Annotated in this window: 12 protein-coding genes; all 12 read right to left on the bottom strand. The window is 60.7% G+C overall.

Annotated features, from left to right (window positions below; translation table 11 throughout):
• Positions 1-42: 42 nt before the first annotated feature.
• Positions 43-1257, bottom strand: a complete 1215-nt coding sequence (locus CAQU_RS06570; protein WP_075726280.1) for a phosphoglycerate kinase — start codon at positions 1255-1257, stop codon at positions 43-45.
• A 381-nt stretch (positions 1258-1638) separates the two neighbouring features.
• The gene (gene gap, locus CAQU_RS06575) at positions 1639-2643 is read right to left on the bottom strand and encodes a type I glyceraldehyde-3-phosphate dehydrogenase (RefSeq protein WP_075726282.1); all 1005 of its coding nucleotides are present in this window, start codon (positions 2641-2643) and stop codon (positions 1639-1641) included.
• A 601-nt stretch (positions 2644-3244) separates the two neighbouring features.
• A complete protein-coding gene (gene whiA, locus CAQU_RS06580; RefSeq protein ID WP_075726284.1) occupies positions 3245-4240 on the bottom strand; it encodes a DNA-binding protein WhiA in 996 nt (331 codons plus the stop codon).
• Positions 4241-4348: 108 nt separating this feature from the next.
• The gene (locus tag CAQU_RS06585) at positions 4349-5332 is read right to left on the bottom strand and encodes a gluconeogenesis factor YvcK family protein (RefSeq protein WP_075726286.1); all 984 of its coding nucleotides are present in this window, start codon (positions 5330-5332) and stop codon (positions 4349-4351) included.
• A 23-nt stretch (positions 5333-5355) separates the two neighbouring features.
• The gene (rapZ, locus tag CAQU_RS06590) at positions 5356-6261 is read right to left on the bottom strand and encodes an RNase adapter RapZ (protein ID WP_075726288.1); all 906 of its coding nucleotides are present in this window, start codon (positions 6259-6261) and stop codon (positions 5356-5358) included.
• Between the two features lie 85 nt (positions 6262-6346).
• On the bottom strand, positions 6347-8521 hold the full coding sequence (gene uvrC / locus CAQU_RS06595; protein WP_075728489.1) for an excinuclease ABC subunit UvrC: 2175 nt from the start codon (positions 8519-8521) through the stop codon (positions 6347-6349).
• Between the two features lie 74 nt (positions 8522-8595).
• Entirely contained in the window at positions 8596-9111 is a 516-nt protein-coding gene (locus CAQU_RS06600) for a PH domain-containing protein (RefSeq protein WP_084562860.1), read from the bottom strand.
• A 192-nt stretch (positions 9112-9303) separates the two neighbouring features.
• Positions 9304-9780, bottom strand: coding sequence for a 6,7-dimethyl-8-ribityllumazine synthase (gene ribH / locus CAQU_RS06605; RefSeq protein WP_075726290.1), 477 nt, complete (start codon positions 9778-9780; stop codon positions 9304-9306).
• A 45-nt stretch (positions 9781-9825) separates the two neighbouring features.
• Complete coding sequence (locus tag CAQU_RS06610; protein ID WP_075726292.1) at positions 9826-11085, bottom strand: bifunctional 3,4-dihydroxy-2-butanone-4-phosphate synthase/GTP cyclohydrolase II; 1260 nt, start codon at positions 11083-11085, stop codon at positions 9826-9828.
• Positions 11082-11693 (bottom strand): riboflavin synthase, encoded by a 612-nt coding sequence (locus tag CAQU_RS06615; protein ID WP_075726294.1) that lies wholly within the window; start codon positions 11691-11693, stop codon positions 11082-11084. Before CAQU_RS06615 ends, CAQU_RS06610 begins: the two co-directional genes overlap by 4 nt.
• Before the next feature lie 7 nt (positions 11694-11700).
• A complete protein-coding gene (gene ribD / locus CAQU_RS06620; RefSeq protein ID WP_075726296.1) occupies positions 11701-12738 on the bottom strand; it encodes a bifunctional diaminohydroxyphosphoribosylaminopyrimidine deaminase/5-amino-6-(5-phosphoribosylamino)uracil reductase RibD in 1038 nt (345 codons plus the stop codon).
• Entirely contained in the window at positions 12735-13433 is a 699-nt protein-coding gene (rpe, locus tag CAQU_RS06625) for a ribulose-phosphate 3-epimerase (RefSeq protein ID WP_075726298.1), read from the bottom strand. The genes ribD and rpe overlap by 4 nt, the downstream gene beginning before the upstream one ends.
• Positions 13434-13579: the final 146 nt, after the last annotated feature.

Consider the following 13579-nt stretch of genomic DNA (forward strand, 5'->3'; position numbering starts at 1 on the left):
CCCGTTGGTGGGTGTGGGGCCCGCGTGGTGTGGGTGGGGTGCTTACTCGGAGAGCACTGCCACGCCGGGCAGGGTTTTACCTTCGAGGAATTCCAGGGAGGCGCCGCCGCCGGTGGAGATGTGGCTGAAGCCCTCTTCGTTGAGGCCGAGGGTGCGCACGGAGGCGGCGGAGTCGCCGCCGCCGACGACGCTGAAGCAGCCGTTGGCGGTGGCTTCGATGATGGCTTGGGCGACGCCGCGGGTGCCGTCAGCGAAGGCCGGGAATTCGAAGACGCCCATGGGGCCGTTCCAGAACACGGTCTTGGCGTCGTGGAGGATTGCGGCAAACTTCTTGACGGTTTCGGGTCCGACGTCCAGGGACATCCAGCCGGCGGGGATGCCGTCGAGGTCGACGATCTTCTTTTCTGCGTCCTTGTCGAACTTTTCGGCGGCGACCAGGTCGACGGGCAGCTGGATCTTGTCACCGTAGGTGTCGAGCAGCTTCTTGCAGGTGTCGATCATTTCTTCCTGCAGGAGGGATTCTTGGACGTTGTGGCCCTGGGCGGCCAGGAAGGTGTAGCACATGCCGCCACCGATGATGAGGGTGTCGGTTTTGGGGGCGAGTGCTTCGATGACGCCGAGCTTGTCGGAGACTTTGGAGCCACCGAGGACGACGACGTAGGGCTTGGCCGGTTCGTCGGCGACCTTGTGCAGGACGGTGATTTCTTTTTCAACCAGTCCGCCGGCGTAGTGCGGCAGGCGCTTGGCAACATCGTAGACGGATGCTTGGGCGCGGTGGACGACGCCGAAGCCGTCGGAGACGAAGGCGCCACCTTCGTCGGTCAGGGCGACGAGCTGGTCGGCGAAGGCGCCGCGCTCTGCTTCGTCCTTGGAGGTCTCCCGGGGGTCGAAGCGGACGTTTTCGAGCAGCAGGATGTCGCCGTCGTTGAGACCGTTGGCGCGCTCGTGGGCGTCTTCGCCGACGACGTCGCTGGCCAGGGCAACGTACTGGCCGAGAGCTTCGGACAGTGCTTCGGCGACCGGGGCGAGGGAGAATTTCTCGTTGACTTCACCCTTGGGGCGGCCGAGGTGGGCCATGACGATGACTTTGGCGCCGGCCTCGGACAGGGCCTTGAGGGTGGGCAGGGATGCGTTGATACGACCAGCGTCGGTGATTTCGCGGTTGTCGTTCAGCGGCACGTTAAAGTCGCTGCGAACCAGCACGTAGCGCCCTTCGACACCGTCGTTGATCAGATCTTGCACGTTTTTCACAGCCATGAACTCTCCTCAAGGATGGCTTCCGCCCCTGTTGGGGCGAAAAAAGTTTTGTTTTTTGGGGTGTTGCTGGGGTTTTCCCGACCGACGACAATCTGCGCTGTGCGCGGTGTGCGCGCGGTGCTTTGTGGCGCGCCCCGGTGTGGGTTGGGGTGACCCCATGCCGTATTCGATTATCCCAGATATGGCTACGGCCCGGGGTCGGTGTGCCGGAGCACACCCCCGGGCCGTTAGCGGTGGGTGACGCCGCGCGCGGTGGACGCTGCGGAATCAACGGGTGAATAGTTCCTGCGGGCTGCGGGCACCGCTGTTTAGCGGTGAGGGCAGGCCCGGGAAGGGTCACCCAACGCGCTACCAGCGCGTTGGGTGGAGGGTGCGCGCGAGTTAGAGGCGCTCTGCGACGTACTCGGTGAGGGTGACCAGCTGGTTGGAGTAGCCCCACTCGTTGTCGTACCAGGACACAACCTTGACCTGGTCGCCGATGACCTTGGTCAGGCCGGCGTCGAAGATGGAGGCGTGCGGGTCGGTGACGATGTCGGTGGAGACCAGCGGATCCTCGGAGTAAGCCAGGATGCCCTTGAGGTCGCCCTCAGCGGCTTCCTTGATGGCAGCGTTGACGTCTTCCACGGTGACCGGCTTGGCGGCGGTGAAGGTCAGGTCGGTGGCGGAGCCGGTGGGAACCGGAACGCGCATAGCGTAGCCGTCGAGCTTGCCTTTGAGCTCCGGGAGGACCAGGGCGACAGCCTTAGCTGCACCGGTGGAGGTCGGAACCATGTTGATGGCGGCAGCGCGGGCGCGACGCAGGTCGCGGTGCGGTGCGTCCAGCAGACGCTGGTCGCCGGTGTAGGCGTGAACGGTGGTCATCAGGCCACGCTCGATGCCGAACTTGTCGTTGAGCACCTTTGCCATCGGGGCGAGGCAGTTGGTGGTGCAGGATGCGTTGGAGATGACGTTGTGGTTCTCCGGATCGTAGTCGGTGTGGTTAACACCGACGACGAAGGTGGCGTCCTCGTTCTTGGCGGGAGCGGAGATGATGACCTTCTTGGCGCCGGCCTCGAGGTGGGCCTTGGCGGCGTTGGCGTCGGTGAAGAAGCCAGTGGACTCGATGACGATGTCGACGTTGTGCTCGCCCCACTTCAGATCCTTGGGATCGCGCTCTGCGGAGACGAAGATGCGGTGGCCGTCGACGGTGATGGACTCGTCGTCGAAGGTGACCTCCTTGCCCAGGCGACCCAGGGTGGAGTCGTACTTGAGGAGGTGGGCCAGGGTCTTGTTATCGGTCAGGTCGTTGACAGCAACGATCTCGAGGTCGGCGCCACGCTCAGCGGCGGCGCGGAAGAAGTTACGGCCGATACGACCGAAGCCGTTAATACCAACACGAACAGTCACAGTGTTCTCCTAAGTAGGGTTCGAGGGTTCGCACTCGAGTCGATGCCGGTGGCACCGTTCGGGTGAAAGCCCCATGTGGGAAGATGTCCGGTTTCGTTCACTACTTCGTTGTGTGGCGTCCGGCCATCCGTTGGTTCCCACTGTACTGACGCGCCCCACACGCCGTCGTTCGCGCGCCACGAAAGACCGCTTCACGGGGCTTGCCACGCCCCCATGGGTTTTTTCAACTGTGGTTTCGGGGAATTTTTTGTGGACTTCGAACGCCGGCCAACGCGCCACTCCCCCGTCTCGTACTGGCGTTTTCACCGACACGCACCCTAGTTTGGGGGTGAGGAGAGTGCACGACTCCATATTTTCGGACACTCAGGTGTGTCCCTCAACAACCACCCCACAACCACTGTGAGACTAGACACAATTTGAGCAATAGCCGGTTTCCGACACTCCACACTGTCGTTTTTGGTTCTGCCCGATTGTGTGTGAAACGTGTCCGGATGTGTTCGATCCCCCTCCCCACACGACACCCCACCGGCCACCCAGCCCGTCGCCCCCGCCCCGGGCGCCACCCCAATCCGCCACGGGTCACCCCCACACGGCGCAGCCCCTACTCGTTATCCGCATCCTCCTCCAGCGCCCGCACCGCGGCCTGCGTATCCGGGATCCCCAAATCCTTCGCCCGCTTATCCGCCATGGAAAACAGGCGGCGAATACGGCCCGCGATCGCATCCTTAGTCAACGGTGGATCAGCCAAATGGCCCAACTCCTCCAACGAGGCTTGGCGATGCTCCACACGCAACGCACCCGCCTCCGCCAGGTGCGCCGGCACATCCTCAGCCAAAATCTCCAACGCCCGCTGCGCACGCGCCGCCGAATGCTCCGCAGCCCGCGCCGAACGCCGCGTATTGGCATCATCAAAATTCGCCAAACGATTATTCGGCGCACTCGCCTGCCGGGTGAGACGATGATCCTCCCACATAATCCGGGAAGAATGCGCACCCAAGCGGGTCAACAACGCAGCCACACTATCCGCATCCCGCACTACAACCCGATCCGCACCCCGGGTCTCCTTCGCCTTGCACGCCACATTCAACCGGCGCCCAAAACCCACAAAAGCCATCGCCACCTCAGCACAGGGGCACACCACCTCCAGCGCCGAAGAACGACCCGGATCAGTAATCGACCCCCGCGCCAACAACGCGCCCCGCCAAGCGGCCTCAGCATCACTAATCGTGCCGGTCACCACCGCCGGCGGCATCCCCTTGACCAAAAAACCACTGCGGGTCACAAGGCCCAACTCCCGCACAATCGTCGGCACCTTATCGTGCACATGCAACTCAAAACGCGCAGGCTTACGCCCCGTCCCTGGAATATCCTTCATCGTGGTGTTGCGCACCCCGAACTCCTGCACAAACAACTGCTGCACATATTCAGCGATCGCGCGCGTCGGAAAATCCACACTCAACACCTGCTGTGGCACCTCAGCAGGAGTCATCGACGCCACCCGCACGATGGCAGCCAATTCCGACCGCACGCACTCCTGCGAGTGAGATGCGAGAGCCAGCAGCTCATCTTTCAAAGCGTAGGTGATATCCACAACCAAAAATTTCCTGTTGAATCCAACAAACCGACAAGGCACGTCGCCAAAACAACGTCCGTTCATCATGCCAGAAACCGCACAAAGCCTGCGGCCCCAGGCCACCAACTACCCCTAGCGGGCACACTCCGCAGCCAACGCACGCGCCAGCTTCACCGGATCATGCCGACCGGTCAACGCGCCCGACGCATCCATCTCAGCCACATCGTGCATACACACCGACGCACCCACCCCCGCCGCCGCGCGCGCCAAATGCGTGCGCTCCGACGTGGAGGGAATCGCATTCGAATCGACCACAATCCGATCCACCCTCAAGGCCGGCGCATGCTGCGCCAACATGTGAATGTGGCGTTCGGCCGAAAAACCAGCGGTCTCCCCAGGCTCCGACATCAAATTCAGCACCACCACCTTCAACGCCTGAGAACGAGCAATAGCCTGCACCACATCATCGACCAACACGTGCGGAATCACCGAAGTAAACCACGAGCCGGGGCCCAAGGTCACCATGTCGGCACGCATAATCGCATCCACGGCATCCGGGCAAGCCCGCGGCGAATCCGGAATCAACCGCACCCTCCGCACCCGACCCGGCGTCGACGCCACCGACACCTGGCCGCGCACCGGACGCATAATCCGCGGATCATCATCCAGCCCAGACACATCGGCTTCAATATCCAACGGCTGATCCACCACCGGAACCACCCGCCCGCGACAACGCGCCAACTCGGCCACCCGATCCAACGCAGCCACCCGGGAACCCAACACGTCAGTCAAACCGGCAATCAACAAATTCCCCACCGCGTGCCCCGCCAACGCACCATGGCCACCAAATCGGTGCTGCAACACCTCCTCCCACAAGCGACCATCCGGCGAATCAGCACTCAGCGCCGCAATAGCCATCCGCAAATCACCCGGCGGAATCTGCCCCAACTCCCGCCGAATCCGGCCCGAAGAACCGCCATCATCCGCCACGGTCACCACCGCAGTGATATCCGGCAAATCCAAATACCGCGCCGCCCGCAACGTCTGAAACAACCCATGGCCACCACCCAACGCCGCCAAAGACTGCAACCGACAATCAGAACCGTTGTCTACCATGTCCAAACCTTTCCGCGCTGCCACTAATCCCGATTGATGTCGCGGTGAATCACCGACACATCCAAACCGTCCTGGCTGGACAAACGCTTCGCCAAAGCCTCAGCCACAGCCACAGAACGGTGATGGCCACCAGTACAACCCACCCCCACCGTCACGAAATTCTTCCCCTCCCGCGCATAACCCGGCATCATATTCGTCAACATCGTCACAAAAGAATCCAAAAAGTTCTGCGCCTCAGGGCGACTCAACACATACTCGGCCACCGGCGCATCAACACCGCGGCCACCACGCAACTCAGGCACCCAATAAGGATTCGGCAAAAAACGCATATCCACCACAATGTCCGCATCCTGCGGAGCACCGTGCTTAAAGCCGAAGGACTGCACCGTCACATGCTGACGCTGCGAAGCCAACGTCGCAAACGAGGACTCCAACGTGCGCCGCAAGTCATGAATGGACAACTCCGAAGTATCCACCACGATGTCCGCCGACTCCTTCAACTGCGACAGCGACACCCGCTCCTTAGAAATCCCCGACAACAAACTGCCGTCCCCCTGCAGCGGATGTGTCCTACGCACCGTGTCGAAACGACGCACCAACACATCATCCCGGGCCTCCATAAACACCACCGTCGGATTACATCCCGAAGACCGCAACGTCTCCAACGCCTCCGCCAGAGAACCCAACACCTCCTGCGAACGCACATCAGAAACGAACGCCAACTTTTCAATCGGCTCCCCATCAGGGCCGGTGAGATGATCCACCGTCTGCAAAAAATGCACAATCAAATTCGGTGGCAAATTCTGCGTCACAAACCACCCCATGTCCTCCAACACCCGGGCTGCCGTGGACAGACCCGCGCCAGACATACCAGTGATGATGACAGGTTCCTGATCAATAGCGTGATTGCACGCAGCCTTGGTGTTCATGCGCACCAGTCTAGCTATTCTGGCGCCCCAAGCTCAGCACAATGGGGCCACCAATCACAGCAACCCACCAACCCACACACCCCCACTAGCCCGAAGACGGGTGCAACGCCCGAAAGACCTCCTCCGCCAACCGCGGACCAAAACCCTTGACCTGGGCAATATCCTCCACACTGGCTTTTTTCAGCTGCGCAACCGAACCAAAATGCTTTACCAACTCGGTACGACGCACCGCCCCCAAGCCCTTAATTCCGTCTAGCTGACTCGACCGCATCCGCTTCGACCGCTGCTGACGGTGGAAAGTGATCGCGAAACGGTGCGCCTCATCACGAATATGCTGCAACAAAAACAGGCCCTGGGAATTACGCGGCAAAATCACCGGATCTTCCTCCCCCGGCAACCACACCTCCTCCAAGCGCTTCGCCAAACCAATCAACATCACATCACCCACCCCCAATTCATCAAAAACCTCCGCGGCCGCATTGACCTGCGGCAAGCCACCATCGACGATGAACAACTGCGGCGGATACGCAAACGCCTTACCCGTCACAGACTGCTCCTCCACCTGCACCTTTTCATCGGCAAAACGCGAGCCATCAAACTCTGATTCCTCCGGCACCTCGGTCGCACCCTTACGATGCCGCAAAAACCTCCGCCTGGTGACCTCGCGAATGCTGCCCACATCATCCGAACGTCCATCCCCCGCGGCCTGGGAAATCTTGTACCGGCGGTAGTCGGACTTCTTCGGCAAGCCATCCTCAAACACCACCAAGGAGGCCACCACATCAGTGCCCTGGATATGGGAAATATCGGTGCACTCAATGCGCAGCGGGGCCTGATCCATCCCCAACGCCTCCTGGATCTCATGCAGCGCCGCACTGCGGGCGGTCAAATCCCCCACCCGCTTCAGCTTATGCTGCTTCAAAGCCTCCAATGCGTTACGCGCCACCGTGTCCATGAGCGCCTTTTTATCGCCCCGCTGCGGCACCCTCACCGACACCTGAGAACCACGCAGATCCGACAGATAACCCGTCATCATCTCGACGTCCGCCGGCAATACCTGCACCAAAACCTCACGAGGGATCGGACTTTCCTCCACCGCCTCATGGGACTGCTGATCCACCCCACGACGCGCAACAGGGCCATCCCCGGTATCTGTGCTCGCCCCGGAGGCCTGAAGCTCCAGTTTCTGATCCAGTTCGCGTTCCTCCCGCGCCCGGGTGACAGAATCACCATAAAACTGGGCCAAAAAATCCTGCAACAATTGCGCCACCGCAGGATCAGCGCCCGAAATATCGCCCACACCGCGCACCGCGGCCGGCAGTTCTTGTTCCTGGCTATCGCCGCTGGGGGCAGGTTGTGAGCCACCGGGGATTGCCGTCACGTCCGGCTTTTCGACCACCCAGCCGCGCTGACCGCGAATACGCCCGGCCCGCACGTGAAAAATCTGTACCGAAGCCTCAAGCTCATCGACCGCAACAGCGATCACATCAGCATCAGTACCGTCGCCCAACACCACGGCCTGCTGCTCCATCGCCCGTTTCACCGCGCCCACGTCATCACGCAAGCGCGCAGCTTTTTCAAAGTCCAACTCCTCAGCCGCCGCATGCATCTCCTTTTCCAAGGAACGCACCACCCGGTCAGTATTGCCTGCCATGAAAGAGACAAACCCACCAACGATTTCGGCGTACTCGGCAGCACTCACCCGCCCCACACACGGGGCCGCACACTTATCGATATAGCCCAACAAACAGGGGCGCTCCAGGCGTTCATGCCGCCGATACACTCCCGGGGCACAGGTACGCACCGGAAAGACCCGCAACAACAAATCGAGCGTCTCGCGAATCGCCCACGCATGAGAATAGGGGCCAAAATAGCGCACGCCTTTACGACGCGGACCGCGATACACGAAAGCGCGCGGCACCTTCTCCCCCGTTGAGACCGCCAGGAGCGGATAAGTTTTATCGTCGCGATACTTGACGTTAAACCGCGGGTCGAAGCGCTTGATCCAGGTGTATTCCAGCTGCAGTGCCTCCACCTCGGAGGCCACCACGGTCCATTCCACCGAACACGCCGTCGTCACCATGGTGCGGGTGCGCGGATGCAGTTGTGAAAGGTCTTGAAAATAGTTCGACAGTCGGGCAGCCAAGTTCTTGGCCTTTCCGACATAAATCACCCGCCCAGAATCGTCACGGAATTTATACACCCCCGGTTCCGACGGAATCGTGCCCGGCGCCGGTCGGTACGTAGTCGGATCAGCCACAACGACAACCTCTCTCACATACAAAACCCCATGGTTTTCGACTCAAACCACGGGGTAAACAACAGCTTTAGAGACTAGTCCTCCGGCATGTACCGGTCTTCCAGCTCTCGGAACTTGCGCACATCCTCGACCACGGTCTTTTTATCCCCAGCCTGGAACGCCATCATCGAAACAAACTCAAAATCGGGCAACTCCAACCGTGCCCAGTGGTCACCCTTCGGGAAAGACAATCCGTAGATGAGCTCCCAGGGGTAAAACTGGGGAGCCAGAAAATTACGCACCTCAACGCCATCGCAATTGACGCGCACCCGCGGGCGCAGCATGAGCAGCAAAGCGCCGGAAATCACCAAACCGATTCCGGTGAATGCGAATTGGTCGACCACATCGACTTTGGCGCCGGTATCACCCGCGACGACAGCAAAGGCCATGAAAATGTGAATCAGCATGACGATCACGATCGCGATGATCATCCGAATCTTCAGCACTCGACTGGTCACCACCAATTCCCATGGTTTCGTGGTGGTGGTCACGGGATTCGCGGCGACGAGGCGGCCAACCTGCCGAATGTTGTCCGAAGTGGTGTTATCCATGATTACGCTGAAAAGTTCTCTTTCGTCAGGTGCGCTAACACTTGCAGTGAATACAATATGCGCCACCGATAGCTCTGCGCTGAACTGCGGCGATGGCATAGGCAGGCGTGCATGTGTGGCTGCGCCCGCGCGCCATCGACGCGAAGCAATGATGCCAGCTTAGTACGCCGTGCACCACCTGGTGGGTTTTGGCTAGAGTTGCTGGTCCAACTGGCGCAGCGTCACAGCGGTGTGCAGCGCCGCCAACGTCGCCTCCCGACCTTTATCTTCCGCCGCGCCGGGCGCACCGCTGCGCGCGACTGCTTGCTCGTGGGTGTTGCAGGTTAATACCCCATTGCCGACGGGCACCCCGGTGTCGAGTGCGATGCGGGTCAGTGCCTGGGTAACCGAGTCACACACGTAATCAAAGTGGGGAGTACCACCCTTGATGACGCAGCCGTTTGCCACGACGGCATCACAGTGGGTGGCGAGCTTTTGGGCGACGACAGATAGTTCCAGTGCGCCAACCACACGAGTCTCGATTACGGAGGCGCCGCACTGTTGAGCGGCGTCAATTGCGTGCTGATGCAGCCGGTCACAGATGTCGGCGTTCCACAGCGCGGTGACGATGCCAACGGTAAGCCCTTGGGCGTCGACTGTTTCTACGGCGGGCAGTCCTGCACCACTCATAGTTTTTCTCCTTGCAGCTTGTTGATTGTTGTCTCGGTGGCTGGGTTAGTCCAGGCCGGGCAGTTCGTGTCCCATGCGGTCGCGTTTGGTGCGCAGATAGTTCACGTTGTCTTCGTGGACTTCGATGGGAATGGCGGTGCGGCCGGTGATGTCCAACCCGTAGCCGGATAGGCCTGCGCGTTTGGTGGGATTGTTGCTGATCAGATTGATGCTTCTGATCCCGAGGTCGACCAGGATTTGTGCGCCGGTGCCGAAATCTCGGGCGTCTGCGGGCAGCCCTAGCGCGAGGTTTGCGTCCACGGTGTCTGCGCCTTGGTCTTGGAGGGCGTAGGCCTGCAGTTTCGACATCAGCCCGATGCCTCGGCCTTCGTGCCCCCGCATGTACAGGATCACACCGCGTCCGGCTTCTTGGACCAGGCGCATCGCTTTGTCTAACTGTTGGCCGCAATCGCAGCGACGGGATCCGAAAACATCTCCGGTGAGGCATTCGGAGTGGACGCGCACCAGCACGTCTTGGCCGTTGTTGGAGCTAATGTCCCCGACGACCAGGGCGACGTGTTCGAGTCCGTCGTGGGCGCGGTAGCCGTAGGCGGTGAACTCCCCGTATTCCGTGGGCAGGCGGGTGGTGGCCACCCGGGTGACCAGCGACTCGGTGCGACGACGGTATTCAATGAGCTGGGCGATCGACACCAGCGCCAGGTCGTGTTCGTCGCAGAATTGACGCAGTTCGGGGGTGCGGGCCATATCGGTGGGGTCGGCGATGCCGACGACCTCACACAGCACACCGGCTGGGCGTAGTCCTGCTAATCGGGCAAAGTCGACAGCCGCTTCGGTGTGGCCGGCACGCCTGAGCACGCCTCCCGGTACGGCCCGCAGCGGCACCACGTGGCCGGGGCGGGTGAAATCGGCGGGCGTGGTGTTCGGGTCGGCCAGGCGGCGGATGGTCTCGGCGCGTGATGCCGCACTGATGCCGGTCGATCCGGTGTTGGCGTCAACGGTGACGGTGTACGCGGTACCGCGGGCATCCTGGTTGTAGGCGACCATGGGTGGCAGGTTCAGCCGTTCGCAGTCTGCGCTTTCCAGGGAGGCGCACACATACCCGCTGGAGTGCCGCACCATGAAAGCCAGTAGTTCCGGGGTGGCTTTTTCGGCCGCGAAGATAATGTCGCCTTCGTTTTCCCGGTCCTCGTCGTCGATGACGACGATGGCTTTTCCGGCCTTGATGTCGGCGATGGCGCGCTCGATGCTGTCGAGCCGAACGCCTTCGTTGTCATTGGCTGCGGGATTGGTGATGGTGGTGGTCATTTGCTTTCGCTTTCTCGGGTACCGGCAGCCAGCAATCTCTCGACGTACTTGCCGATGATGTCGACCTCAATGTTGACGGTGTCTCCAGGCTGTAGGTCGCCCAAGATCGTTTCCTCTAGCGTCACCGGGATCAGGGACACCTCGAAGAAATCATCGCCCACGGCGCTGACCGTCAAGGAGGTGCCGGACACTGTGATGGATCCCTTTTCCACCACATATCGGGCAATGGTTGGGTCTAGGCTGAACCGGACAACGTCCCAATGCTCACTCGGGCTCCGAGAAATCAGGCTCGCCCGGGTATCGACGTGGCCCTGCACAATGTGTCCGCCGAGGCGGGAATCCACCCGTGCTGCGCGTTCAAGGTTGACGGGATCACCCACAGCAAGCTCGCCCAAGGACGAACGATCAAGGGTTTCTTGCATGCAGTCCGCAGCAAACCATCCCTCACCCTTGTCCGCGACGGTCAAGCACACACCGTTGACAGCGATGGAATCTCCGTGGCTGGCGTCATCAAGAACGGTCGTTGCTCCGACCGTCAAACGCACGCTATCTCCAAGTTTTTCGACGCCTTTAACGACGCCTTTTTCTTCGACAATGCCGGTAAACATGAGCTGCTCACTGTCTCCTTAGTACTAGCCGAAGGTCTGGCCCAAGCGGCGTAGTTTCTACTATCTCAAATTGTTGCGCGTCACTAAGCGTCGACCCCACAACTCCCCCAATCATGGGGGTTCCCTTCCCCAGGATCTTCGGTGCAATATAGGCGTGAATCTCGTCGACCATTGCCTGGGACAGCAGACTGTGGGCAAGTCCTGCTCCCCCTTCGACCAACACGTTCGCGTGCCCCTGCGCGCCGAGGTATTCCCATGCTTGCTCAATGGACGAAAATTGACGTACGCCCCTAGTTGCCAGGTGGAAAGAGTCTGGAATCGGGCGTCCACCTATAACAATGGGTTCTGGTTGCCGTTCCAAAAGGCTGCCGTCAGTATCCCTGGCTGTCAGCCGAGGATTGTCGGCCAACACTGTTCCCGTACCGACGACGATGGCATCCCGGTGCGCGCGGTCTACGTGGGCTGCCGCGCGCGCCTGCTCAGAGGTGATCCACTGGCTGGTGCCATCCTCGGCAGCAATAAAACCATCCAGCGTGTGGGCAACCTTCCAGGTCACCCACGGGCGGCCGGTTGTTACCCAGTGCAGCCAAGGGCGCAGAGCCTCCGACACAATATCCAGCACGATCACCTCAATCCCCGCGGCGATCAGACTGGAAATCCCACCGGCAGCGTGCGGATTGGGGTCGGTTGTGCCGATCACGACACGAGCAACACCAGCGTCGATCAAGGCCTTGGAACACGGTCCGGTACGACCGGTATGGTTACACGGTTCCAAGGTGACGACTGCGGTAGCGCCACGCGCAGCCGTACCCGCCTGGTGCAACGCCATGATTTCAGCATGGGCAGACCCCGGGGGCTGGGTGTGTCCTTGTCCACACACCTGCCCGTTCGGGCTGATGATGACAGCACCTACTGGCGGATTGGGGCGCGTTGATCCCACAGCACGCAGGCCTTGTTCTAGGGCACAGTGCCAGGCTCGCGTGTGTGCAGGATCGGCGAGCCAATCCTGTGCGGTGCACCGGGGGACGGCGCCGCGCTGAATCATCGAGGAAGGGCTGCAGAGGCCAACTCGTGCAGACGCACGACCTCCGCGTCAGGGTTATCCGCCTTGTAGACGGCAGACCCGGCGACGAAGGCGTCACAGCCCGCAGCGGCAGCCTGTTCGATGGTTTTGGCAGAAATGCCACCATCGATTTCGATGATGGTGTTCAACCCTCGAGCATCGATCTCACGGCGCAAGGTAGCAACTTTTTCGACCTGATCCGGCATGAAAGACTGCCCACCGAAGCCAGGTTCCACGCTCATAACCAACACCAAGTCGAAGTGCTCCAGGTCGCCGAGATAATCCTCAATCGGGGTGCCAGGTTTGACCGAGATACCAGCGCGGACGCCACGCTCGCGAAGACTATCGGCCAGCGCTACCGGATCGTTCGTAGCCTCAACGTGGAAAATGACGCAGTCGGCCCCAGCATCGATGTAGTTTTGCACCCACTTTTCCGGATTCTCAATCATCAAGTGAACGTCGAGGATTTTGTCTGTGCTGCGCCGCGTAGCCGCCACGATATCTGCACCAAAAGACAGGTTCGGCACGAAGTGCCCATCCATCACATCAACGTGAATCCAACCAGCAGAAGACACTGCCTGGACTTCCTCCGCGAGGCGCGAAAAATCACACGCCAGAATCGACGGGGCGATGATAGGAAACTCTGGAATGGGGCGAGAAGATGCGGGAGAATTCATATCCCCCATCCTAACCGCAAATCAGTGGCGAACAGCACACATGAGCTTCCTTTTCATCAACATCACCTACCTGTCCCCAACCAGACGAACACCCCGACCATTCAGTGCGCAGTGAGCACGATGGTCGGGGTGTATCAGACACAGAA

The organism is Corynebacterium aquilae DSM 44791, from assembly GCF_001941445.1.
Classification (GTDB): Bacteria; Actinomycetota; Actinomycetes; order Mycobacteriales; family Mycobacteriaceae; genus Corynebacterium; species Corynebacterium aquilae.

Bases quoted from the DNA above. Each gene is read 5' to 3' on its own strand.
- CAQU_RS06570 (WP_075726280.1), bottom strand. From the start codon at position 1,257: ATGGCTGTGAAAAACGTGCAAGATCTGATCAACGACGGTGTCGAAGGG.
- CAQU_RS06585 (WP_075726286.1), bottom strand. From the start codon at position 5,332: ATGGTAGACAACGGTTCTGATTGTCGGTTGCAGTCTTTGGCGGCGTTG.
- rapZ (WP_075726288.1), bottom strand. From the start codon at position 6,261: ATGAACACCAAGGCTGCGTGCAATCACGCTATTGATCAGGAACCTGTC.
- CAQU_RS06600 (WP_084562860.1), bottom strand. From the start codon at position 9,111: ATGGATAACACCACTTCGGACAACATTCGGCAGGTTGGCCGCCTCGTC.
- ribH (WP_075726290.1), bottom strand. From the start codon at position 9,780: ATGAGTGGTGCAGGACTGCCCGCCGTAGAAACAGTCGACGCCCAAGGG.
- CAQU_RS06610 (WP_075726292.1), bottom strand. From the start codon at position 11,085: ATGACCACCACCATCACCAATCCCGCAGCCAATGACAACGAAGGCGTT.
- CAQU_RS06615 (WP_075726294.1), bottom strand. From the start codon at position 11,693: ATGTTTACCGGCATTGTCGAAGAAAAAGGCGTCGTTAAAGGCGTCGAA.
- ribD (WP_075726296.1), bottom strand. From the start codon at position 12,738: ATGATTCAGCGCGGCGCCGTCCCCCGGTGCACCGCACAGGATTGGCTC.
- rpe (WP_075726298.1), bottom strand. From the start codon at position 13,433: ATGAATTCTCCCGCATCTTCTCGCCCCATTCCAGAGTTTCCTATCATC.